The sequence below is a fragment of the Enterobacter chengduensis genome (assembly GCF_001984825.2).
Lineage (GTDB): Bacteria > Pseudomonadota > Gammaproteobacteria > Enterobacterales > Enterobacteriaceae > Enterobacter > Enterobacter chengduensis.
In genome coordinates, this window is the sequence record NZ_CP043318.1 from 3,463,864 (window position 1) to 3,488,047 (window position 24,184).

General features: G+C 53.3%; 23 protein-coding genes and 1 tRNA gene. 12 read left to right on the top strand and 12 right to left on the bottom strand.

Features of this window, described 5'->3' with window-relative positions:
- Positions 1-15 precede the first annotated feature (15 nt).
- The 7 genes from FY206_RS16785 to yejF all read left to right on the top strand — a co-directional run bounded on the left by FY206_RS16785 (position 16) and on the right by yejF (position 8,998).
- Positions 16-729 carry a phosphatase PAP2 family protein gene (locus FY206_RS16785; RefSeq protein WP_167513853.1) on the top strand — a complete coding sequence of 238 codons (714 nt, stop codon included), beginning with the start codon at positions 16-18 and terminating at the stop codon, positions 727-729.
- Positions 730-1,144: 415 nt separating this feature from the next.
- Positions 1,145-1,714 carry a bifunctional murein DD-endopeptidase/murein LD-carboxypeptidase gene (gene mepS / locus FY206_RS16790; protein ID WP_008500946.1) on the top strand — a complete coding sequence of 190 codons (570 nt, stop codon included), beginning with the start codon at positions 1,145-1,147 and terminating at the stop codon, positions 1,712-1,714.
- Positions 1,715-1,841: 127 nt separating this feature from the next.
- Positions 1,842-3,398: a cyclic di-GMP phosphodiesterase gene (locus FY206_RS16795; protein WP_032641811.1), complete on the top strand. Its 1,557-nt coding sequence runs from the start codon at positions 1,842-1,844 to the stop codon at positions 3,396-3,398.
- Between the two features lie 74 nt (positions 3,399-3,472).
- Positions 3,473-5,278: an extracellular solute-binding protein gene (locus FY206_RS16800; protein ID WP_032641814.1), complete on the top strand. Its 1,806-nt coding sequence runs from the start codon at positions 3,473-3,475 to the stop codon at positions 5,276-5,278.
- 9 nt (positions 5,279-5,287) lie between these two features.
- A complete protein-coding gene (locus FY206_RS16805; RefSeq protein ID WP_032641816.1) occupies positions 5,288-6,382 on the top strand; it encodes a microcin C ABC transporter permease YejB in 1,095 nt (364 codons plus the stop codon).
- Positions 6,382-7,407 carry an ABC transporter permease gene (locus FY206_RS16810; RefSeq protein ID WP_032641818.1) on the top strand — a complete coding sequence of 342 codons (1,026 nt, stop codon included), beginning with the start codon at positions 6,382-6,384 and terminating at the stop codon, positions 7,405-7,407. The genes FY206_RS16805 and FY206_RS16810 overlap by 1 nt, the downstream gene beginning before the upstream one ends.
- A 1-nt stretch (position 7,408) precedes the next feature.
- Positions 7,409-8,998, top strand: coding sequence for a microcin C ABC transporter ATP-binding protein YejF (gene yejF, locus FY206_RS16815; protein WP_032641820.1), 1,590 nt, complete (start codon positions 7,409-7,411; stop codon positions 8,996-8,998).
- 3 nt (positions 8,999-9,001) lie between these two features.
- On the opposite strand, the gene FY206_RS16820 is transcribed toward yejF, so the two are convergent.
- The 3 genes from FY206_RS16820 to rsuA all read right to left on the bottom strand — a co-directional run bounded on the left by FY206_RS16820 (position 9,002) and on the right by rsuA (position 11,544).
- Entirely contained in the window at positions 9,002-9,346 is a 345-nt protein-coding gene (locus tag FY206_RS16820; protein ID WP_032641823.1) for a YejG family protein, read from the bottom strand.
- Positions 9,347-9,624: 278 nt separating this feature from the next.
- The gene (locus FY206_RS16825) at positions 9,625-10,821 is read right to left on the bottom strand and encodes a Bcr/CflA family multidrug efflux MFS transporter (protein ID WP_032641825.1); all 1,197 of its coding nucleotides are present in this window, start codon (positions 10,819-10,821) and stop codon (positions 9,625-9,627) included.
- A gap of 15 nt (positions 10,822-10,836) precedes the next feature.
- Entirely contained in the window at positions 10,837-11,544 is a 708-nt protein-coding gene (gene rsuA / locus FY206_RS16830) for a 16S rRNA pseudouridine(516) synthase RsuA (protein ID WP_032641827.1), read from the bottom strand.
- Positions 11,545-11,696: 152 nt separating this feature from the next.
- Between rsuA and radD the strand changes: the two genes are divergently transcribed.
- Both radD and rplY read left to right on the top strand, forming a co-directional pair.
- Complete coding sequence (radD, locus tag FY206_RS16835; protein WP_032641829.1) at positions 11,697-13,457, top strand: DNA repair helicase RadD; 1,761 nt, start codon at positions 11,697-11,699, stop codon at positions 13,455-13,457.
- A gap of 125 nt (positions 13,458-13,582) precedes the next feature.
- Positions 13,583-13,867 carry a 50S ribosomal protein L25 gene (gene rplY, locus FY206_RS16840; RefSeq protein WP_008500956.1) on the top strand — a complete coding sequence of 95 codons (285 nt, stop codon included), beginning with the start codon at positions 13,583-13,585 and terminating at the stop codon, positions 13,865-13,867.
- A 50-nt stretch (positions 13,868-13,917) separates the two neighbouring features.
- Here rplY and yejK read toward each other — a convergent pair whose 3' ends face one another.
- Positions 13,918-14,925, bottom strand: coding sequence for a nucleoid-associated protein YejK (gene yejK, locus FY206_RS16845; RefSeq protein WP_032641831.1), 1,008 nt, complete (start codon positions 14,923-14,925; stop codon positions 13,918-13,920).
- 134 nt (positions 14,926-15,059) lie between these two features.
- Here yejK and FY206_RS16850 point away from each other — a divergent pair, with 134 nt between their 5' ends.
- The 3 genes from FY206_RS16850 (at position 15,060) to FY206_RS16860 (ending at position 17,216) form a co-directional block, all read left to right on the top strand.
- The gene (locus FY206_RS16850) at positions 15,060-15,287 is read left to right on the top strand and encodes a YejL family protein (protein WP_008500958.1); all 228 of its coding nucleotides are present in this window, start codon (positions 15,060-15,062) and stop codon (positions 15,285-15,287) included.
- 19 nt (positions 15,288-15,306) lie between these two features.
- Positions 15,307-17,067 carry an LPS biosynthesis-modulating metalloenzyme YejM gene (yejM, locus tag FY206_RS16855; protein WP_032641833.1) on the top strand — a complete coding sequence of 587 codons (1,761 nt, stop codon included), beginning with the start codon at positions 15,307-15,309 and terminating at the stop codon, positions 17,065-17,067.
- 72 nt (positions 17,068-17,139) lie between these two features.
- Positions 17,140-17,216 (top strand) — tRNA-Pro (locus tag FY206_RS16860).
- Positions 17,217-17,493: 277 nt separating this feature from the next.
- On the opposite strand, the gene FY206_RS16865 is transcribed toward FY206_RS16860, so the two are convergent.
- The 8 genes from FY206_RS16865 to nrdD form a co-directional block, all read right to left on the bottom strand.
- Complete coding sequence (locus FY206_RS16865; protein WP_077064516.1) at positions 17,494-17,766, bottom strand: hypothetical protein; 273 nt, start codon at positions 17,764-17,766, stop codon at positions 17,494-17,496.
- A 20-nt stretch (positions 17,767-17,786) separates the two neighbouring features.
- The gene (locus FY206_RS16870; RefSeq protein ID WP_125372102.1) at positions 17,787-18,818 is read right to left on the bottom strand and encodes a hypothetical protein; all 1,032 of its coding nucleotides are present in this window, start codon (positions 18,816-18,818) and stop codon (positions 17,787-17,789) included.
- Positions 18,781-19,158 (bottom strand): hypothetical protein, encoded by a 378-nt coding sequence (locus tag FY206_RS16875; protein ID WP_077064518.1) that lies wholly within the window; start codon positions 19,156-19,158, stop codon positions 18,781-18,783. The genes FY206_RS16870 and FY206_RS16875 overlap by 38 nt, the downstream gene beginning before the upstream one ends.
- Positions 19,159-19,466: 308 nt before the next feature.
- Entirely contained in the window at positions 19,467-19,811 is a 345-nt protein-coding gene (locus tag FY206_RS16880) for a hypothetical protein (RefSeq protein WP_125372104.1), read from the bottom strand.
- A 376-nt stretch (positions 19,812-20,187) separates the two neighbouring features.
- Positions 20,188-20,760, bottom strand: a complete 573-nt coding sequence (locus FY206_RS16885; protein ID WP_077064519.1) for a hypothetical protein — start codon at positions 20,758-20,760, stop codon at positions 20,188-20,190.
- Positions 20,761-21,196: 436 nt separating this feature from the next.
- Positions 21,197-22,317 (bottom strand): IS3-like element ISSen4 family transposase gene (locus FY206_RS16890; protein ID WP_085950818.1). Its coding sequence is split into 2 segments (ribosomal slippage): positions 21,197-22,059 and positions 22,059-22,317, totalling 1,122 coding nucleotides; the frame shifts between segments, so codons are not numbered across the junction.
- A gap of 404 nt (positions 22,318-22,721) precedes the next feature.
- Positions 22,722-23,300 (bottom strand): hypothetical protein, encoded by a 579-nt coding sequence (locus FY206_RS16895; RefSeq protein WP_125372105.1) that lies wholly within the window; start codon positions 23,298-23,300, stop codon positions 22,722-22,724.
- A gap of 336 nt (positions 23,301-23,636) precedes the next feature.
- Positions 23,637-23,843 carry an anaerobic ribonucleoside-triphosphate reductase gene (gene nrdD / locus FY206_RS16900; protein ID WP_072001217.1) on the bottom strand — a complete coding sequence of 69 codons (207 nt, stop codon included), beginning with the start codon at positions 23,841-23,843 and terminating at the stop codon, positions 23,637-23,639.
- Positions 23,844-24,184 lie beyond the last annotated feature (341 nt).

Genomic DNA, 24,184 nt, shown 5'->3' on the forward strand with positions numbered 1-24,184 from the left:
ACTATGCAGAACGTTATGACAACTCGATTTCCCCTGATATTACTGCTTAATGTCGCCGGCCTGGCGCTTTTCTTCTCCTGGTATATCCCGGCAGATCACGGTTTCTGGTTCCCGCTGGATTCTGCCATTTTTCACTTCTTCAACCAGGAGCTGGTGAAGAGCAACGCGTTCCTGTGGCTGGTGGCCATTACCAACAACCGCGCCTTCGACGGCTTCTCGCTGCTGGCGATGGGCTGCCTGATGCTCTCTTTCTGGCTTAAAGAAGATAAGGCGGGACGCCGACGTATTTTGATTATCGGCCTGGTGATGCTGCTGTTTGCCGTTGTCATTAACCAGCTGGCCAACGCGATTATTCCGGTTAAGCGTTCCAGCCCAACGCTCTTCTTCACCGATATTCATCGCGTCAGCGAACTGCTGCATATTCCAACAAAAGATGCGTCGAAGGACAGTTTCCCCGGCGATCACGGCATGATGTTGCTTATTTTTTCCGCAATCATGCTTCGCTATTTCGGCAGAAAAGCGTTTGCCATAGCCCTGATTATTTTTGTGGTTTTTGCCTTCCCGCGCGTAATGATTGGCGCTCACTGGTTCACCGATATTGCCGTCGGTTCGCTCTCCGTGGCGCTGATTGCGCTGCCGTGGTGTTTAATGACCCCACTGAGCGACAGGATAATAGCGATGTTCGATCGCTATCTTCCTGGTAAAACGCAACAACAATTAAACAAATAACTAACCTAAATTAACCTGCGCTATCAGGGATCGACATGATCCCTGATAGCGTTCTCGCCACGATCTTTCCCCACTGTCATATTCTCGTCATCATATTCATGATAGAAATGAAGCAATTGCGCGATAAAGCGTCGGATCTGACTGCATTCTGAGCAATTACAGATTTTTACTTTCTGTATCACATTTTCTTATAAAAAAAGGGCTTTTTTTACTCGCAATACCCCAGGCAATCGGTTAATCTCGAACTCGTTTTGCCCCATAGGGATAATTATTTCAATGGTGAATAATTTTGTGCGCTATGCCACAAATGTGACCAGAAAGAATTGTCTCAATGTGAACAGATAATTAGTCTCGTCACGTTTGGCATTTTTATAACGATATTTATCGTTAAGGACTTCAAGGGAAAATAAACAAAATGGTCAAATCTCAACCGTTTCTGAGATATATCTTACGGGGCATCCCGGCGATAGCAGTCGCGGTACTGTTATCTGCATGTAGTACATCGAACACCGCAAAGAATATGCATCCTGAGACGCGTGTTGTGGGAATGGAAGATTCCTCTTCACTGCAAGCCTCTCAGGATGAATTTGAAAATATGGTACGTAATCTGGACGTGAAGTCCCGCATTATGGACCAGTATGCTGACTGGAAAGGCGTGCGCTATCGTCTTGGCGGCAGCACGAAAACAGGTATTGATTGTTCCGGTTTTGTACAGCGTACCTTCCGCGAACAATTTGGGTTAGATCTTCCGCGTTCAACTTATGAACAGCAGGAGATGGGCAAGTCGATTTCACGTACCAAACTGCGCACCGGTGATTTAGTTCTGTTCCGTGCCGGTTCTACAGGTCGACATGTTGGCATCTACATTGGCAACGATCAGTTTGTCCATGCCTCCACCAGCAGCGGTGTGACCATTTCCAGCATGAACGAACCGTACTGGAAGAAGCGCTACAACGAAGCGCGTCGCGTACTGACCCGCAGTTAATATGATAATTGTATCGTTGGTTATCCCTTGGCTGACGATATGATGAAAAGAAGCACTGCTTAGGCAGTGTTTTTTTTTGCCCATTACACTGAATACATCGAGCGGCATTTCAGGAATCACGACGTCTATGTTCACCCGCTACTTCTCCAGCAATCGCAAGATACTGATCCTCAGTATTATCACAGGCCTGATCGCCGCCCTGCTCCTGGGTTCGTTGCAATTTTTCTGGAGCTACCATAAGCGGGAAGTCAAATTTGACACCCTGATTCACGATATCAGCATCTATATGGAAAGCTATTTCGACGAGTTAAAGCACGCTGTCGATGTTCTCCAGCCGCTCACGCTAAATAGCTGTCACGACGTCAACCAGGAGCTCACCTCGCGCGCCGCCTTTAGCATTAACGTTCGCGCTTTCCTGCTGGTCAGAGACAAAATGGCCTTCTGCTCTTCTGCCACCGGCCCGATGAATACCCCGATGGAGGAGCTGATACCCGAGCTGCACATCGACAAGCAGATTGATATGGCGTTGCTTGCAGGCACACCCATGCTGCCCAACAGGCCCGCCATTGCCATCTGGTATCGTAACCCGTTGGTAAAAGACGGCGGCGTATTCACCTCGGTGAATATCAATCTCACGCCTTACCTGCTCTACACCGCGCGCCAGGATGAGTTCGCGGGCATCGCCCTCATCATCGGTGATAAGGCGTTGTCAACGCAATCCAGTAAGCTTATCGAGGCGAGCGACCTGCACGAAATCCCGGCCCGGACCGCGACGCTAAACGATCTGCCTCTGACCATCAAGCTGTATGCGGACGCCTGGACCAGCGATGAAATTCTCTACGCCCTCTTCTTTGGGCTGGTATGCGGTATTTGCGCCGGATCGCTCAACTACTACATCCTGAGTATTCGGGTTAACCCGGGCAAAGAGATTTTAAGCGCCATCAAGCGCGGTCAGTTTTATGTGGTTTACCAGCCCGTCGTTGATGCCAAATCCCTCAGGATGACCGGGCTTGAAGTCCTGATGCGCTGGAAACACCCGACAATGGGGGAAATTCCGCCGGACGCGTTTATCAACTTTGCTGAAGCGCAAAAGCTGATCGTTCCGCTGACGCTGCATCTCTTTGACCTTATCATTCACGATGCTCCCGTTTTACAGACGGTGTTACCTCCGGGCGCAAAAATGGGCATTAACATCGCGCCGGGGCACCTGCATGCAGAAAGCTTCAAAGACGATATGCGCACCTTCAAAGCGTTAATGCCGGCGGATTACTTCCAGATCGTGCTGGAAATTACCGAACGCGACATGCTTAATCATCGGGAAGCCAGCAGCCTCTTCGAATGGCTGCATAACGAAGGGTTTGAGATAGCCATCGATGATTTTGGCACCGGCCACAGCGCGCTGATTTATCTTGAGCATTTCACCATGGACTATCTCAAGATCGACCGTGGTTTTGTTAATGCGATAGGTACGGAGACCGTGACCTCGCCGGTGCTGGATGCCGTTCTGACGCTGGCAAGACGAATGAATATGTTGACCGTCGCCGAAGGGGTGGAAACGCCGGAACAGGCTGCATGGCTGCGCGAGCACGGCGTTAACTACCTGCAAGGCTACTGGATTAGCCGCCCGATGCCGCTGGCGCAGTTTCGCGAATGGCGGCCTGATATTTCGCCCGCGGGTGATTAATTTCACATTGCCCGTGACGTCACTTATTATTCAGCTTAACCGAGCCGGTCTGTTAAAGAGGGAGCCGCCGCCAGATGCTTATGCGCTTCATGTTGCTGATGTTGGCATTGACAAGCCTGTCCAGCCGGGCGCAGGCCATCAAAGAAAATATCGCCTTCGCGGTGATTGGCGAGCCGAAATACGCGGTCAATTTTACGCACTTTGATTACGTCAACCCTGCCGCGCCGAAGGGCAGTAAGGTCACGCTTTCCGCCACGGGAACGTTCGATAACTTCAACCGCTTCGCCCTGCGCGGCGTGGCGGCCGCGCGAACGGAATCGCTTTACGATACGCTCTTCGTGACGTCTGATGATGAACCCGGCAGCTACTATCCGCTGATTGCCGATAACGTACGTTACGCCGATAACTTTGCCTGGGCGGAAATCTCGCTGAACCCGCGGGCGCGTTTTCATGACGGTACGCCGGTTAAGGCCAGCGACGTTGCGTTCACCTTCCATAAATTTATGACCGAAGGCGTGCCCCAGTTCCGCATCGTATACAAAGGCGCGTCCGTCAGCGCCATTGCGCCGCTCACCGTGCGCATTGAGCTGAGCGAACCCAACAAAGAGAATATGCTGAGCCTGTTCTCGCTGCCGGTGATGCCTGAATCGTTCTGGAAAAATCATAAGCTAAGCGACCCGCTCTCCACCCCGCCGCTGGCTGGCGGCCCCTACCGCATCACCGACTGGCGCATGGGGCAATATGTCGTTTACTCTCGCGTCAAAGACTACTGGGCGGCCAATCTGCCGGTAAACCGCGGGCGCTGGAACTTTGATACCCTTCGCTATGATTACTACCTCGACGATAACGTGGCGTTTGAAGCCTTCAAAGCCGGGGCCTTCGATTTACGCGTAGAGAGCAGCGCCAAAAACTGGGCGACCCGCTATATCGGCAAAAATTTCGCTAAAGGCTATATCGTCAAAGACGAGCACAAAAATGAGTCTGCTCAGGACACCCGCTGGCTGGCGTTTAATATTCAGCGCCCGGTATTCAGTGACCGCCGGGTGCGGGAAGCGATATCTCTGGCCTTTGATTTTGAATGGATGAACAAAGCGCTGTTTTACGGGGCCTACAGCCGCGCGAACAGCTATTTTCAGAATACCGAGTACGCCGCGCGGGATTATCCGAAAGCCGACGAGCTGGTCCTGCTGGCGCCGCTGAAATCAGAGATCCCCCCGCAGGTATTCACCACCGTGTTTCAGCCGCCCGCGTCGAACGGAGACGGTTACGACCGCGACAACCTGCTGAAAGCCAGCAAGCTGCTGGATGACGCAGGCTGGCACCTGAAAAATCAAAAGCGCGTGGACGCCAAAACGGGTAAGCCTCTCAGCTTTGAGCTGCTGCTCTCGTCCGGGGGCAACGATCAGTGGGTACTGCCGTTTAAGCATAACCTCGAGCGGCTGGGCGTGACCATGAACATTCGTCAGGTCGATAACGCCCAGATCACCAGCCGCATGCGCAGCCGTGATTACGACATGATGCAGCGCCTGTGGCCCGCGCAGCCCTGGCCCAGCTCGGACCTGCAAATCTCCTGGGCCTCCAGCTATATCGACTCCTCCTACAATGCGCCGGGGGTAAAAAGCCCGGCGGTTGACGCGCTGATTGCGCAAATCGTGGCGGCGCAGGGGAATAAAGAAAAGCTCCTGCCGCTCGGACGCGCCCTCGACAGGGTCTTAACCTGGAACTATTACATGCTGCCAATGTGGTACATGGGCGAAGATCGCCTTGCGCGCTGGGACAAGTTCTCCGTGCCTGCCGTGCGCCCCGTCTATTCCCTGGGCTTTGATACCTGGTGGTATGACGTTAACAAAGCCGCCAGACTTCCCGCTGAGCGGCGATAGGGAATCATCATGGGTGCCTATCTTATCCGTCGTCTCCTGCTGATCATCCCCACCCTGTGGGCCATCATCACGATTAACTTTTTTATCGTGCAAATCGCCCCTGGCGGCCCGGTCGATCAGTCCATTGCCGCCATTGAATTTGGCAACAGCGGCGGCATGCCGGGCGGCGGGGGCGAAGGCATGGGCGCGAGCCATGCGCGAACCGGCGTTGGCAATATCAGCGAAAGCCATTACCGCGGCGGACGCGGGCTGGATCCGGAAGTGATCGCCGAGATCACCCACCGCTACGGCTTTGACAAACCGATTCACGAGCGCTATTTCAAAATGCTCTGGGATTACATCCGCTTTGATTTTGGCGACAGCCTGTTTCGCAGCGCGTCAGTGTTAACGTTGATTAAGCAAAGCCTGCCGGTTTCGATCACGCTGGGGCTGTGGGGAACGCTGATTATCTATCTGGTCTCTATCCCGCTCGGGATCCGCAAAGCGGTGCATAACGGCAGCCGCTTCGATATCTGGAGCAGCACGTTCATCATCATCGGCTATGCCATCCCGGCGTTCCTGTTTGCCGTCCTGCTGATCGTCTTTTTTGCCGGGGGCAGCTATTTCGACCTCTTCCCGCTGCGGGGGCTGGTCTCCGCCGATTTCAGTTCCCTGCCGTGGTATCAGAAAATCACCGACTACCTCTGGCACATCACGCTGCCGGTGCTGGCCACGGTCATTGGCGGGTTTGCCGCCCTGACCATGTTGACCAAAAATTCCTTTCTCGATGAAATTCGCAAGCAGTACGTGGTGACGGCCCGCGCCAAGGGCGTGAGCGAGAAGCAGATCATGTGGAAACACGTGTTCCGCAACGCCATGCTGCTGGTGATCGCCGGATTCCCGGCCACGTTTATCGGCATGTTTTTTACCGGATCGCTGCTGATCGAGGTGATGTTCTCGCTCAACGGTCTGGGGCTGCTGGGCTATGAGGCTACCGTATCGCGTGACTATCCGGTGATGTTCGGCACGCTCTATATTTTCACCCTGATTGGCCTGCTGCTGAATATCATCAGCGATATCAGCTATACGCTGGTCGATCCCCGAATTGATTTTGAGGGCCGCTGATGCCGCGTTTAAGCCCCGTCAACCAGGCCCGCTGGGCCCGCTTTCGCCACAACCGCCGCGGCTACTGGTCGCTGTGGATTTTTGCCGTCCTGTTTGCCTTGAGCATGTGTTCGGAGCTGATCGCCAACGACAAGCCGCTGCTGGTGCATTTTAACGACCGCTGGTACGTGCCGGTTATTGCCAACTACAGCGAAAGCGACTTTGGCGGCCCGTTTGCGACGCCGGCAGAGTATCAGGATCCGTGGCTGCGCCAGCAGATTGAGCAGCACGGCTGGGCGCTCTGGGCGCCGGTACGCTTCGGCGCAAACAGCATAAACTTTGCCACTACGACCCCCTTCCCTTCCCCGCCCTCCGCGCAAAACTGGCTGGGGACGGATGCCAACGGCGGAGACGTGCTGGCGCGCATCCTGTACGGCACGCGCATTTCGCTGCTCTTTGGGCTGATGCTGACGATCTTCTCAAGCGTAATGGGCGTGGTGGCGGGCGCGGTTCAGGGCTACTACGGCGGGAAAATTGACCTGTGGGGCCAGCGGGTTATTGAAGTCTGGTCAGGCATGCCGACGCTGTTTCTGATCATCCTGCTTTCCAGCGTGGTACAGCCCAACTTCTGGTGGCTGTTAGGCATCACCGTGCTGTTCGGCTGGATGGCGCTGGTGGGCGTTGTCCGGGCCGAGTTTCTGCGCACCCGCAATTTCGACTATATCCGCGCCGCGCAGGCGCTTGGGGTGAGCGACCGGGGGATCATCTTCCGCCATATGCTGCCTAACGCCGTGGTGGCCACGCTCACCTTCCTGCCGTTTATTCTGTGCAGCTCCATCACCACCCTCACCTCGCTGGACTTTCTGGGCTTCGGCCTGCCGCTGGGCTCTCCGTCGCTCGGCGAACTGCTGCTGCAGGGCAAGAACAACCTGCAGGCGCCGTGGTTAGGCATCGCCGCCTTTCTTTCCGTTGCCGTCCTGCTGTCGCTGCTGATTTTTATCGGCGAAGCCGTGCGCGATGCCTTCGATCCGAACAAGGCGGTATAAGATGACCCAGCCCCTTCTCAGTATTGATAACCTGTCGATTGCTTTTTCAAAGCACAGCGAGACGCGCACCGTGGTCACCGACCTGTCGCTGCAGATCCAGCCCGGTGAAACGCTGGCCCTTGTGGGTGAGTCGGGTTCAGGCAAGAGCGTTTCGGCGCTCTCCATCCTGCGGCTGCTGCCTTCACCGCCGGTGAGCTATCCGCAGGGGGATATTCTGTTTCACGGCCGTTCGCTGCTGCACGCCGACGAACCTACCCTGCGCGGCATTCGCGGCAACAAAATCGCGATGATCTTTCAGGAGCCGATGGTGTCGCTTAACCCGCTGCACAGCCTGGAAAAACAGCTCTATGAAGTGCTCTCCCTGCACCGAGGGATGCGCAAAGAGGCCGCGCGGGGCGAAATACTGGATTGCCTGGAACGAACGGGCATCCGCAACGCGGCCAAACGGCTGAATGATTTTCCGCATCAGCTCTCCGGCGGCGAACGCCAGCGCGTAATGATCGCCATGGCCCTGCTCACGCGGCCCGAACTGTTGATTGCCGACGAGCCCACAACGGCGCTGGACGTGACGGTACAGGCGCAAATACTGACGCTGCTGCGGGAGCTGCGCGACGAGCTGAACATGAGCCTGCTGTTTATCACGCACAACCTGAGCATTGTGAGAAAGCTGGCCGACAGCATCGCGGTGATGCAAAACGGACGCTGTGTGGAACAGAACAGCGCCTCCACGCTGCTGAGCGCGCCGCAGCACCCCTATACGCAGCGGCTGCTCGACAGCGAACCCTCCGGCGACCCGGTTCCTCTCGCGGCCGACAGCGCGCCGCTGCTGCGCGTTGAGGATCTCTCCGTGTCGTTCCCGATCCGCAAAGGTATTCTGCGGCGCGTTGTCGATCGCAACCCGGTGCTGAAAAACATCCGCTTCTCGCTGCGCCCGGGGGAATCCCTGGGGCTGGTGGGCGAATCCGGTTCGGGCAAAAGCACCACCGGGCTGGCGCTGCTGCGCCTGATTGCCTCCGAGGGCGAGATCCTCTTTGACGACATGCCGCTGCACCGCTGGAACCGCCGCCAGATGCTGCCCGTGCGGCCCCGCATGCAGGTGGTGTTTCAGGATCCTAACTCCTCGCTTAACCCGCGGCTTAGCGTGTTACAGATTGTCGAAGAGGGCCTGCGCGTGCACCAGCCCGGCCTGAGCGCGCCGCAGCGCGAGCAGGAGGTCATGCGGGTCATGGCCGAAGTGGGCCTGGATCCCGAGACCCGCCACCGTTATCCCGCTGAATTCTCCGGCGGGCAGCGCCAGCGTATTGCCATCGCCCGCGCGCTGATCCTGAAACCGGAGCTGATTATTCTGGATGAACCGACGTCATCGCTGGACAGGACCGTTCAGGCGCAGATCCTGGCGCTGCTGAAAGGGCTTCAGGAAAAGCACCGGCTGGCCTATATCTTTATCAGCCATGATTTGCAGGTGGTGCGGGCGCTATGCCATCAGGTGATTGTGTTGCGTCAGGGAGAGGTGGTCGAGCAGGGTGAGTGCCAGCGCGTGTTCAGCGCGCCAACGCAGCGCTACACGCGCCAGCTGTTGTCGGCAGACTAGCGGTCAGAACGGGTACTGGCCGGAAAAAGGCTCGGCAATGGCAACGCCAAAATTCTTCAGACGGCAGGTGGCGGCAAATTCGTCCTGGCTTTTCACAAACAGGCACGGCTCGCCTTCACACTCCAGCACGGAGCTGTCCACTTCGATATCCGTCAGGGCCTGGCTGAGACGCTCCATCACCCGCCATGCATTTTCGTCGCTCGGGCTCAACAGCTTGAGCGCCACGAGGCAGTTGTCACAGCCCGCGACGTTTTGCGGAATCGGTTCAACTTTCGAACCTGCAAAACCCGCCGACCAGCGATAGCTCTGGGGCAAGCGATGGACAATGGAGAGTTGTAATGTATTCACGTTCGTTCCCCGGAAGCAAAATTTACTTCACAATTTATTTACATTTATAGTAACACATCATCGCCAGCCTGCACTATTCAGCGCTTTTTTATCGGTGTACAGGCTCGCGTCGGCGCTATATGTACCCGTTTCTGCGATCTAACTCAACCTTTTTGAATACAATGATGTGACTTTTTACACAAATAGATTTTACATAAAATAAACAAACACAGCATAAACGAACGGGGTTTGGTTGATATGCGTCAACAAAAAAGGCCCTGCCGGGCCTTCTCTGTATTTTAGTGCGCCGCTTTTCGCGGTCGACTGGCGTAAAGATAGAAGAGTATCGAGCTGGTTGCGCAAAACGCCATCGCCCACAGCATGGGCCATGCCGTCGTAAAGGTGGCCATCGAAAGCAACGCGCCAACGACAGCACCGATGCCGAAGCGGAACGTCCCGGCCAGTGAGGATGCGGTTCCCGCCATGTGCGGAAACTCATCCAGGATCACCGCCATCGCATTGGATGAGACCATCGACACGCAGCCGACAAAGGCCGCCACGCCGACCACCAGCGCCCAGAAGCCCACGCCGAGAAACGCGCTCGCCACCAGCCAGATAGCCATCACAAACTGGATCCACAGCCCGGCGCGGAACATGTTCAGCGCCCCCACCCGCCGGACAAAGCGGCTGTTGATGATGGTCATGATGAACAGGAAGACGATGTTCAGCGCAAAGTAATAGCCGAAGTGCTGCGGCGAAACGTGGTTCAGCTCGATGTAGACAAACGGCCCGGCGCTCAGGAAGGAAAACATCCCGGCGAAGCTGAACCCGCTCGCCAGCATATAGCTCAGCACGCGCTTGTGGCGAAACAGCGAGGCAAAGTTGCCCATTGTGGTGCGAATGTGAAACTTCTGGCGGCGCTCGACGGGAAGCGTTTCGTCAATAAAGAAGAAAATCATCGCCGAGGCCAGCAGCGCGGCCAGGGCCAGGATCCAGAAAATGACATGCCAGCTAAACCACGCAAGCACCGCGCCACCGGCCATCGGCGCCACCAGCGGCGCAATCGTCGTGACCAGCATGACAAACGACATCATGCGGGAGAACTCTTCCTTCGGGTAGATGTCGCGCATCAGGGCGTTGATTACCACGCTGGCCGCTGCCGCCGCCAGGCCGTGGAAGAAGCGCATGACGATGAGCTGGTCGATACTCTGCGCCAGCGCGCAGGCAACCGCCGCGGCCGCAAAGACCAGCGTCCCGCCCAGAATGACGGGCTTGCGTCCAAGGCTGTCGGCCATCGGGCCATAAAACAGCTGGCCGAGGGCAAAGCCGAGAATATAGGTGCTGAGCGTCATCTGCGCGCTGCCCGCCGGAACGCCAAACTGCGCGGAAATCACCGGCAGCGCGGGCAGATACATATCGATAGACAGCGGCATCAGCATGGCCAGCAGGCCAAGAATGAAGACGATTTTGAACGACGAGTGTGGCCTGGTGGTCACAGAGTTCTCCTGAAATTAGTGCGAAGGCAGACCGACGCTGGCGATCTCTTCTTCCGTTAACGGGCGATATTCGCCTGGCGCCAGGTCGGTATCGAGTTCAATCGCACCAATCCGCTCGCGGTGCAGGCCAACAACGCGGTTCCCCACCGCGGCAAACATGCGTTTCACCTGATGGTAGCGCCCTTCGCTGATGGTCAGGCGGACCTCGGTCGGCGTGATTACCTCAAGTACCGCCGGTTTGGTCAGGCTTTTTTCATTATGCAGCTGAACGCCTTTCGCGAAGTGCTCTGCCGTGTCATCCGCAACCGGCGACTCCAGCATAACCAGATAGGTTTTCTCGCAGTGGTGACGCGGAGAAGTAATACGGTGCGACCACTGCCCGTCGTCGGTCATCAGCACCAGCCCGGTGGTGTCGATGTCGAGGCGGCCCGCGGCGTGCAGCTTGTGCGCCACCGGCTCGTCGAGGAAATAGAGCACCGTCGGGTGATCGGGATCGTCCGTTGAGCAGACGTAGCCTTCCGGCTTGTTGAGCATGAAGTAGCGCGGACCGTGCTGCTGGGTCAGCGGATTGCCGTCATACTCCACCTGATGGTCAGGTTGCAGTTTGAACGCGCTGTCTCTCACAATGTCGCCATCCACGGTAACGCGGCTGGCGCGAATTTCGCGCCCGGCAATAGCGCGGCTTACGCCGAGTTGCTGAGCGATAAACTTATCAAGTCGCATGAAATCTTTTTAGCCTTAATGGTGCAGGAAGTCGGACAACAGGTCCGAAAAAAGAAGCAGTATGGAACGGTTCAGTATAATGGTCTGGTTGCGCCACTCAAGGGAAAAAGTTTCGTGGCATACTATGTGCGGAATAACGAAACCGAGACCCTATGACTTTTACACTTCGTCCCTACCAGCAGGAAGCCGTTGACGCCACCCTCGCCTGGTTCCGTAAGCATCGCGAGCCGGCGGCGATTGTGCTCCCGACCGGCGCAGGCAAAAGCCTGGTCATCGCCGAACTGGCGCGCCTGGCCCGCGGCCGCGTGCTGGTGCTGGCGCACGTCAAAGAGCTTGTCGAGCAAAACCATGCCAAGTACCGTGCGCTTGGGCTGGAAGCCGATATTTTCGCCGCCGGGCTGAAGCGCAAAGAGAGCCACGGCAAAGTGGTCTTTGGCAGCGTGCAGTCGGTGGCCCGCAATCTGGATCGGTTTCGCAGCGAATTTTCGCTGCTGATTGTCGACGAATGCCACCGCATCAGCGATGACGACGACAGCCAGTATCAGCAAATCCTGACCCACCTTAAAGCGGTGAACCCTCACCTGCGCCTGCTCGGCCTGACGGCGACCCCGTTTCGCCTGGGGAAAGGCTGGATCTATCGCTACCATTATCACGGCATGGTGCGTGGCGATGCAAAAGCGCTGTTCAGCGACTGCATCTACGAACTTCCGCTGCGCTACATGATTAAACATGGCTACCTGACGCCGCCCGAGCGGCTGGATATGCCGGTGGTACAGTACGATTTCAGCCGCCTGCAGGCGCAGAGCAACGGGTTATTCAGCGAAGCGGATCTTAACCAGGAGCTGAAAAAGCAAAAGCGCATTACGCCGCATATCATCAGCCAGATAGAGGAGTTCGCCGCGACGCGCAAAGGGGTGATGATCTTTGCCGCCACCGTTGAGCACGCGCGCGAAATCACCGGCTTGCTGCCCTCCGGCGACGCGGCGTTAATCACCGGCGAGACGCCCGGGCCGGAGCGCGACAGCCTGATTAACGCCTTTAAGGCCCAGCGGTTCCGCTATCTGGTCAACGTCTCGGTATTGACCACCGGCTTTGACGCCCCGCACGTCGATCTGATCGCCATTTTGCGCCCGACCGAATCGGTCAGCCTGTATCAGCAAATTGTTGGCCGCGGCCTGCGCCTGGCTCCGGGAAAAACCGACTGCCTGATTCTGGATTATGCCGGTAACCCGCACGATCTCTATACGCCAGAGGTCGGCGCGCCAAAAGGGAAAAGCGACAACGTGCCCGTGCAGGTCTTTTGCCCTGCCTGCGGGTTCGCCAACACCTTCTGGGGCAAAACCACCGCCGACGGGACGCTGATCGAGCACTTTGGCCGCCGCTGTCAGGGCTGGTTTGAAGATGATGACGGGCATCGCGAGCAGTGCGATTTCCGCTTCCGCTTCAAAAACTGCCCGCAGTGCAACGCCGAAAACGATATCGCCGCCCGCCGCTGCCGCGAGTGCGACACGGTGCTGGTTGATCCGGACGACATGCTGAAAGCGGCATTAAAGCTGAAAGACGCGCTGGTGCTGCGCTGTTCCGGCATGGCCTTACAGCCCGGTGCCGATGAAAAAGGCGAATGGTTGAAAATCACCTATTACGATGAAGACGGGGCGGACGTCAGCGAGCGCTTCCGGGTGCAGACGCCCGCCCAGCGAATGGCCTTCGAACAGCTGTTTATCCGCCCGCACACCCGCACGCCGGGCGTGCCCCTGCGCTGGATCACCGTGGCCGATATCGTGCATCAGCAGGTGCTGCTACGCCACCCCGATTTCGTGGTCGCCCGCAAGAAAGGTCAGTTCTGGCAGGTACGTGAAAAGATCTTTGACTACGAAGGGCGCTTCCGTCGCGCCAACGAATTGCACGGGTAGCGGGACTTTTCATTGATGTGAGGGGCATTTGAGTATAAAATGCCGCCCGCTTCACATCCGTGAGGCAGAACACTCACCTGCTGCTGGGTCGCCTGTAGTAGGGTTTTAAATACAGAGAGAAATCAATGTTTACTATCGAAGCAGAAGTACGTAACGTGCAGGGTAAGGGTGCGAGCCGCCGCCTGCGTACCGCTAACAAGTTCCCGGCTATCGTTTACGGTGGCGAAGCTGCTCCAGTTGCAATCGAACTGGATCACGACAAACTGTGGAACCTGCAGACCAAAGCTGAATTCTACAGCGAAGTTCTGACCATCGTTGTTGGCGGTAAAGAAGAAAAAGTGAAAGTTCAGGCTGTTCAGCGTCATGCGTTCAAGCCAAAACTGACTCACATCGACTTCGTTCGCGCGTAATCGCAAACACGTCGAAAAAAACCCCGCTTCTGCGGGGTTTTTTGTGCCTGCTATTTACCGCCCGACGTGCGGCGCTGAAGCTGATCGCGCAGGTTCGGCGGCGTGCCTTTGATGGTCAGCGTGTCGGTGGCCGGATCCCAGAAGATACGTTCCCCCAGCAGCATCGCGTCAAAGTTGATGGTTAATCCGCCGCCGCTGCCGGCAAACTTGGTTAGCTGACGCAGCGTGCTGCGATCCGCCGGGAAGCTCTCTTCGAGCTCATAGCCTTTCTCTGCGGTGAATTCCTGGAAGCTGACTTCGCTGACGCCCGCCAGCTCTTTTGACAGCGACTCCAGCTCAATCTCTTCCCCTGCCTGCAGCTGTTCGTTGCAGTAGCTGTAAACCTGCTGGCGAACCGTCTGGCGCTCAGATTTATCGAGCTGCGCTTCCGCCGTGAAGTCGTCTACCGCCTGGAGCAGCCCTTTGTTCTGCGCTTTGGCGTTGAGACCTTCGCTGGCACCGAGGAAGTCCATAAAGAAATCCGCCACTTTGCGGCCCACGCGCCCCTTCAGGAATGTCAGGTAGCGGGTCGACTCCGGGTTGGTTTCCCATTCGGTCAAATCAATACGCGCCACGATATCCGCATGGTTGATATCCAGATAATGCGTTGAGCTGATGTCCAGCTGCTCGTTCACGCGCATGCTGCTTAAGTTGTTCAGCACGGAAACCAGCAGATACTCAACCGCCAGATAACGGTAGTGGCAGAACAGCACGATCCCGCCGTCGGCGAAGGGATATTTCGCCAGCTCGTCGCGCAGACGCCCGGTTGCGGCGCGGCTAAACGCCAGGAAATCCTCCTCGCCCTGACGCTGCAGGCGCAGGCTATCGGCCAGTTCACTCTCTTCGCTGAACAGGCCATAGGCTTTATTTTTGGCGCTGTAGACGCGATGCAGCTCTGCCATCATCTCCACCACGGTCGCCGTGGGTTCCAGTAACGAATCGCGCAGCACCACTTCAAGGGTTTGCTCATCACGCTTGATAAGCTGGTGCAAGGCAATCTGGTTGATTTCCAGACTCATGATAAACTCTCCTTTTAGACCGGGCGGTATTCAACCACCACCAGGACATGTGTGCAACAACAGATAAAAAAGGGGAAAAAAAGCTGTTGCTACGGTAATATGTTGCCCTTTCATCAACAAACTGATTTTGATTTATGCCACAACATTCCCGCTACAGTGATGAACACGTTGAACAACTGCTCAGTGAGCTGGTCAACGTACTGGAAAAACATAAAACGCCGACCGATCTCTCCCTTATGGTTTTGGGAAATATGGTCACCAACCTGATTAACACCAGCGTTGCTCCGGCTCAGCGTCAGGCGATCGCAAAATCTTTCGCCCAGGCTTTACAATCGTCCGTCAGCAACGACCCGGCCCATTAAGGGATACGAACAACAGTTTATGGTGACGAATCGTCAGCGCTATCGTGAAAAAGTCTCCCAGATGGTCAGCTGGGGGCACTGGTTTGCCCTGTTCAACATTCTGCTGGCGGCGGTCATTGGCTGTCGCTATCTGTTTGTCGCAGACTGGCCAACCACGCTAACCGGGCGTATCTACTCCTGGATAAGCGTTGTCGGTCACTTTAGCTTTTTGGTTTTCGCCACCTATCTGCTGATCCTGTTCCCCCTGACGTTTATCGTCATGTCGCAGCGTCTGATGCGGTTCTTGTCCGTCATCCTTGCGACGGCGGGGATGACGCTGCTGCTTATCGACAGTGAAGTCTTCACCCGCTTCCACCTGCATCTCAACCCCATCGTCTGGGAACTGGTGATTAACCCCGACCAGAACGAAACGGCACGCGACTGGCAGCTGATGTTTATCAGCGTTCCGGCAATCCTGCTGATTGAGATGCTGTTTGCAACCTGGAGCTGGCAAAAACTGCGCAGCCTGACCCGTCGACGCCACTACGCGAAGCCCGTTGCCGCGCTCTTTTTCGTCTCCTTTATCAGTTCGCACATCATGTACATCTGGGCGGATGCGAACTTCTATCGCCCGATTACCATGCAGCGCGCTAACCTGCCGCTCTCCTATCCGATGACGGCCCGTCGCTTCCTTGAGAAACACGGCCTGCTTGATGCGCAGGAGTACCAGCGCCGCCTGGTCGAACAGGGTAATCCGGAAGCCGTCAGCGTGCAGTATCCGCTGAGCGACCTGCGCTATCGCGATATGGGCCGCGGGCAAAACGTCCTGCTGATCACCGTCGACGGTCTGAACTATTCCCGTTACGAGAAGCAGATGCCGGTGCTGGCCGATTTCGCGAGTCAAAACGTCTCGTTTACTCAGCATATGAGCTCCGGTAACACAACCGATGCGGGCATCTTTGGCCTCTTCTATGGCATTTCAGCCGGCTACATGGACGGCGTTCTGTCTACCCGCACGCCGGCGGCGCTGATCACCGGGCTGAATCAGCAGGGCTATCAGCTTGGGCTGTTCTCCTCCGATGGCTTTAACAGCCCGCTCTACCGCCAGGCGCTGCTGTCCGATTTCTCCCTGCCGGCGGCACAGAATCAGTCCGATGCGCAGACCGCCAGCCAGTGGATAAACTGGCTGCAGCGCTACGCCCAGGAAGATAACCGCTGGTTCTCATGGGTTGCCTTTAACGGCACAACGCTTGCGAACAGCAACCAGAATGACTTCGCGCGCCGCTATGGCCGCGCGGCGGGAAATGTTGATGCGCAGATTGGCCGCGTGCTTGACGCGCTACGCGAGTCCGGCAAGCTGGATAACACCGTGGTGATCGTCACCGCAGGCCACGGCGTCCCGTTAGGTGACGAGACGAAGAGCATGAGCTGGTCTCGTCCGAACCTTCAGGTTCCACTGGTGATCCACTGGCCCGGCACGCCGGCACAGCGCATCAATATGCTTACCGAGCATAAAGATGTCATGACGACTCTGATGCAACGCCTGCTGCACGTCAGCACGCCAGCAAACGAGTATTCACAGGGGCAGGATCTCTTCAGCGCCGCTCGCCGCCATAACTGGGTCACGGCGGCGGGGAACAATACGCTGGTGGTGACCACGCCTAAGCTAACGCTGGTGCTGAACAGTAACGGGAATTACCAGACGTATAACCTGGAGGGTGAGCGGCTGCAAGACCAGAAACCGCAGCTGAGCCTGCTGCTGCAGGTTCTGACGGATGAGAAGCGCTTCATCGCTAACTGATTAATAATAAACCAGTTAGCGACAGATTCCCTTGCATTCGAAACGGAATCGAGTAGTATTCTTTCTATGCGTCGGCACGTAGCGCAGCCTGGTAGCGCACCGTCATGGGGTGTCGGGGGTCGGAGGTTCAAATCCTCTCGTGCCGACCAACTTTTACAATAATGGCAACAACTTACGTTGCCATTTCTTATATCTTCTATATCCACTCTTCTGACAAAATGAGACACGTGTCAACGCTCGTGACACGCGCTGTACACGCCCCTCAGACGGTCTGAAACCAAGTAAGGCAAATGCCCTACCCTGCTTAGAAAGCTTGACATACAGCCAGGAATCCTCTGAATTTTGGACACCATGACTGTTGCTCGCAAGCTCGCTTTTGTGCGCTATCAGGCTGCGCGACGTGCCACAATTTTTAATAATAATGATTCAGATTGGGGAATCCTCATCCATAACTTTATTGATGAAGGCAATTGCTTTACCTGACACTTCAACATCTTCCAATGCCTCGCCTTCTATTGATTCCCCATCTTCGGTAATGAGAGCCTGCCCCATCAATCGGGCAAACTGAGTATGTCCATCAACGAGGATTAGCAGCAAATCACCTTGTGACTTTTTTATGGCCGGTTCTAAAACTGCGAATCCAACACCAGTCTCAAAAACACTGCTCTCAAAGGTCATTGCAGAGGAATGAAATCCCATGTTATAGCCCTCCATTTGGGTTAAAGAGCTGGAATGTTCTCAGCTATCTGTTCAATAACGCCAGTGTCTTCGTAACAAGCGATGAAGACTTGACCGTCGAGATTGTTTCTGACGCGATACCATTCGAGCCCGTCTAAATTACTCAGTATCTCAACGCCTGGAACCGGCGAATCGCTTAAGCTGAATTTACTTAACACAGGACATAAAGACGACAGGGTATAAGGCTGTACTGATATTCCGGCTACACCAGATTGTGATAGTTGCAATACATTATGAGTAGCGCCGAGCAGGCTTACTGTATACCAATTGTAATTATCAAAGGTGATTTGCAACGGGCGATAGTAATATGACCCATCACTGGCCCCAAAATCTCCGCCGCCCGTAAGCAGACATCCTGGAGGCGCCTCAGTAGTACCGCCGCCTACTTGATACCAACCTGCCGCGCCGAGGGCAATGTTTTGTACCCCGTTAATAGGCGGCGGGTTATTTGATGAGTAAACCCGCACCGCGCCGCCAGACTCATACAGTCCCTGACCTGCGACAATATTGCCTGCAGATGAAATCTGCGCGGCGCTATGGATATTTCCACCTGCGGATATGTCGCCAACCGCATATACACTTCCGCCGCTATAGAGCTGGCCTGGGGCATTGAAAGTGCCGTTTATGTCAAATCCATACGTTGCCGTATTACCGTTATCACCGATTATGTGAACTATGGCAGAACCAAAATCATTTTTCCCTGACCGCAAAATACCGAAACTGACAGCAGCCCCGAATCCATGCCCTTCTGTAGCGGCAATGGCTTTGATCATGGGCAAATACTGAGAGATGCCTTGCGGAGTAAAACGGCCAAAGGGAATGTTAAACGGCGCTGTATTACCGTATTGCTCTGCAAAAGTCCCCACACCTGGCCATGTAATCGAATTTGTCTGGTAATAGCTGTAATTACTAAGGTGATCAACATCACCCCCATAGTTTGTCAGAACGCTCGTCCAGGCTCCCCAGTAACCATTATCAGCATTTAAATTTGAGCTGCTTCCCGCCGTCCGCATAGGACGCCGCATACTGCACGCGATAGCCATCCCCTCCAAGACCGCCCACATCAAGAATGGTCGCTTCATAACCCGGCGAATACGCTGCATCGGAATAACAAAAGCTCACCGAGTTAGACGGGAGAGCGCTGGCATCAGCAATAGCCGTACCCGCTTTTGCTGCAACAGTCCGCAATGCCAGCGCACCGCCATTAACAAGTACGCGCCCCAGCGTGATGTCGTCGCGGTTTTCCTGAACGTCATGGGTAGCAGCGGTGCCAAATGGTGCGAACACTCCACTATAGATAACGCTGGCTTTACCAGTGGAATCAACTCCAACACCTGAGCCGTCGATCGTCATACCAACACCAGAGGTGTTGCTTGTAACTTTACCTGTGCCAGCAGAGTCGAGATCTAATTTACCACCCCCCCATTGTTACTTGACCTGTGTACTCCCCACCTGATTTTAATACTCCACCAGCTTGATCTGCTGTAGTCTGGTGAGGGTTGTTCATATCCGCAATATGTGCAGAGATAGCTTCACTATCCTCACCAACCATGGCATCAATCTCAGCACGAGAATATGTATCAACATGGTGTGGTTGAAGTTTATGAGAGTTTGTACCGCCCAGAGAATTGATGTGGTTTGTGATATCGGAATTCAGCTTATCAAACTCCGTGCGAGTAATTTGGATAGAACTCGCTTCCCACTGGCCTGGATTTTTGTCTGGAGAGAGAATTATCAGGTGAGGCAACTAATGAAAGGTATATCTTTCCATCTATGCTATTCCATGCTAAGGCATTCTTCTGATAGTTAACATCTGAACCCCATTCGAAGACACCACGCTCATCCAGTGACAATAAAGTTTTATCAACCTTATTCTGAAGAAAGTTCAAAGCTTGATAAGTGGGAATCTCTGTTTCCCAACCCTCTGTAATTTTCTCATCCCCAGGGTCTTTAATTTCAGAATCTACACCTTGTGCCCAGACTCTATTAATAGTTGATCTATCCATTATTTATAATTATATCCATCCAATATAAGCTCCACCGACATTAATACCACCACTAAACTTAATAATTCCTGTAAACACCCCACTCTCTTTAGGCAGTATATCTAATAGTTCACAAGTCACTTTGTGTGGATTATTTTATTAGGGGTAGAAATAATGATATTTTGGACTGCAACTTGGATATCATTTGGCGTTGTGTTTTTACCTAATAAACCATCATACCAAGGTAAACCTAGCAATCTATTATGCTGACATTCGCCAAGAAGAGTTAGAAGACGAGATTTGACATTCTGCGCTACGAAATCAGCTCCTTCTGTTCTCGTAGCGCCCCTAACAATAATAATATCCCAGTTAGAATCAAGCTTTAAATTCCCGCACATTACTTCCTAGTTGGTTTTGGTGGTATATCTTTAAATTTTATTGCTGCGTGTGACCTGATATCAAAGAAAGGTGAGAATAATCTTTGGTACCAGTGGATCCTAATGAATTCTTTAGGGTCGCATTCAATAAGTCTTGCTACTTCGTTAAAGCAGATCAGGTCCATGATACACAGTGTTGGCATTTCATTTGCTTCTATACGCAACTTCTGCTTTTCGAATTTCGAAACCTGGTCTGCTCTAAGGCTCTCTTTATCAACCTCGATCATATCGCACTCAAGATTAATGAACTGCTTCGCAAAGTCAGAGTGATCTCTTGCCTTCTGTGAGAAGCGTCCTATTAAATTACTTGCAGAAACGAATGTAATCGTTATCGCACTAATGAAGAGCCATTTATCCAAAGCATGTGGTGTTAGAACACCGTAGATTAAAGATGAACCAAAGATTAGTGAGATGAAATTACATGAGCTATCCAGGAAGCTGAAGAAACTTTGGCGCTTCCTGTGATACCTTGCGCTTTTCCTAATATTGAAGAGTATTGCTTCAAACTCCTCCTGAGCAACCTGGTTATCCATTCTTTTCCTATTTTACTGGTTTAGGAGGTGTAGGCGGTTTCGCATATGAAGCTACCGGACCGGTACCCCGCTTAGGTTTGAAATCCTCAGTACCTGTAATACGACCTAACTCTGAAGCGGTATCACGTAAATTCTCAACGCTAGGACGACTAGTGCTTTCCCCAACAGGTTTCCCTGAACCCCTTAATTTGTTCGATTTTTCTACCACGAAATGTATCTCCTTGTTAACGGTACAATGACGATACTACGTAACCTTTAGTAGTCAAGATATTCGTAAACAGGTTCTACATATCTTTTGAGTAAGACACACTTACAAGTGTTGGAGCAGATGTACTACCGCTTCCTGCACCGTCGGTCCAGGTGTATGGGTGCATGTGGGATTCAATTTGGACATTGTTGATAGGGCCTGACCTGCCCCCACGATTAGATACAACACTCAGTTAGTAACGTCGGAATCTTCATTCTCAGAATGACCCTTTCTCCAGCCCGCTGCAAATTCAGACGGTGTCTGATAATTCAGCGTGGAGTGCGGGCGGCATTCGTTATAATCCTGCCGCCAGTCATTAATAATTTTCCTGGCATGAACGATATCGCTGAACCAGTGCTCATTCAAACATTCATCGCGAAATCGTCCGTTAAAGCTCTCAATAAATCCGTTCTGCGTTGGCTTGCCCGGCTGGATTAAGCGCAACTCAACACCATGCTCAAAGGCCCATTGATCCAGTGCACGGCAAGTGAACTCCGGCCCCTGGTCAGTTCTTATCGTCGCCGGATAGCCTCGAAACAGTGCAATGCTGTCCAGAATACGCGTGACCTGAACGCCTGAAATCCCAAAGGCAACAGTGACCGTCAGGCATTCCTTTGTGAAATCATCGACGCAGGTAAGACACTTGATCCTGCGACCGGTGGAAAGTGCGTCCATGACGAAATCCATCGACCAGGTCAGATTGGGCGCCGCCGGACGGAGCAGCGGCAGACGTTCTGTTGCCAGCCCTTTACGACGTCTTCTGCGTTTTACGCCCAGGCCACTGAGGTGATAAAGCCGGTACACGCGCTTATGATTAACATGAAGCCCTTCACGGCGCAGCAACTGCCAAATACGACGGTAGCCAAAACGCCTGCGCTCCAGTGCCAGCTCAGTGATGCGCCCTGATAAATGCGCATCAGCAGCCGGACGGTGAGCCTCATAGCGGCAGGTCGACAGGGATAAACCTGTAAGCCTGCAGGCACGACGTTGCGACAGACCGGTCGCATCACACATCAACATCACGGCTTCCCGCTTCTGGTCTGTCGTCAGTACTTTCGCCCAAGAGCCACCTGAAGCGCCTCTTTATCCAGCATGGCTTCGGCAAGCAGCTTCTTGAGTCTGGTGTTCTCTTCCTCAAGCGACTTCAGGCGCTTAACTTCAGGCACCTCCATACCGCCATACTTCTTACGCCAGGTGTAAAACGTGGCATCGGAAATGGCATGCTTGCGGCAGAGTTCACGGGCGGGTACCCCAGCTTCGGCTTCGCGGAGAATACTGATGATCTGTTCGTCGGAAAAACGCTTCTTCATGGGGATGTCCTCATGTGGCTTATGAAGACATTACTAACATCGGGGTGTACTAATCAACGGGGAGCAGGTCAGGCCGATGATCTTCATCTTACCTGTTATGTTCAAAGAGGCTTCACCTGTCCCACCTTTTGCATTAACACCGCCATTTAGATTCGACTCCCCTGCAATAGTTAAGGACTTGGTTACAGTGACGTCACCATCAAGAACGATGCCGCTATCTGCTTTGATTGTTGCCGTACTTGACGTTTGAGCAGTAATCTCACCATTCTTGTTTATGATTACATCACTTATCTGGTGAGTGCTTTATGGAGGTATAAGCTCCACTCTTTACCGATATTAGCAACTGTAGTATTTGGAATAAAAAAAAGCGCCGAAGCGCTTTCTATTTATAGGTTGATAGAGAGTTACTTACTCTTATCTTTACCTTGCTGTATTGCCGCTACAGTTTCTCTGACGAGTATCTTCCAAAGGAATAACAGTAGTTGCAATCCAATTATCAAAGAAAATAAACTTATAAATCCTGCCGAAGTTATGCCTGTAAGACTGACATACGAGCTATATCTTCCAGCTTCATAAGAATAATTACTGCGTTGTTCTTTATACTCGGAAACTACCTTCTGGCAGCCATTTTTATCTACTAGATAGTTCGGGTATTTTTCAGAAACTTTCGCGCTTTTCTTGACCAAGAATCGATTACAATAACTATTCCGGTCATACTCAGTCTCCCATGACCCACTCGGTACGTACACATACTCTGAGTCAATTGGGATAGAATCCAACCTTTCAAAACCCACCGGGTATCTTTCATCTGCATTTGGGGTTGTACCGGCATTCTGAATTTTAATGTCATACAAACGATCATATGCATCACCAGACTTACTAGAATAATAGGCAGCAAGTCCAGCAAAAACGAGGCCCAGCAGCAATACAATGGTTGCTATCTTGTTGAAAATACTTAAGTTAGAGAACTTATCTTTTAGCATGATAGTATGACTTCGACGTAATAGAGTGTCGGAATTATACAACACAATTCCGAGCATCATTACCATTGAATGCGATGGAGTTTTGTTGACGCAGACTACTACTGCAAGGCTTGTTGGTGATGTTGAAATCCCACGATTGTTTGCCAACCGCAAGCAGGGATTGATGGTCCCGGGATAACAACTCACTCAGGCTGGAAATGATTTCGCATTTCCTATCACTCCTTTCACACATGGTGAACGAGCTAATCACTGCAACTTGAGAAGGTAAGTTATCAATTTAGGTTACACAGACTGAGAGGTTGCAGAATTATTTATTACTAAATTGAGCACACTCCATTAGCCATGTCCATGTTTAACACGACTGATTACTTTATTCTGCTTACCTTCAATAAATGGGCGAGCATTCGGTGCTCCAAGATACTCGCATACTCTACGAGTAACTTGCAATGTCTCAGAATGATTCCCACAACAAGGGCATTCAAAACCATATTGTTCCGTTGGAGACCTTCTGTTTCCGATGTGCCATGTAATTTTGGACATCATCTTTAGAAATTTTATTGAGTTCACATTTGAAGAAATTAGATAGGTTTACCAGCTTCCCACTTATTGATTCGTACCCTCCTCTTCTCTTTCCGTCGATGCTCATCACTTCTCTAAGATAAGAGTACATGATGTCTTGAATTTGTTTCTGTGAGTTTACACTCAGTGAAGCTACCCAGTTGTCTGCTGATGTTCGGTCGGGGAAGGTTTTAGATAACATTTTCCCGTCGATTCTCAACCTTACTCTGATACTCCCTGAGGGTAGAGTTGTATAGTTTGCAACTGCATCCTCCGTGTCATAAAGCCTCAGCTTTCCTTATTGGTTACAAGTATCTCCCAAGTCA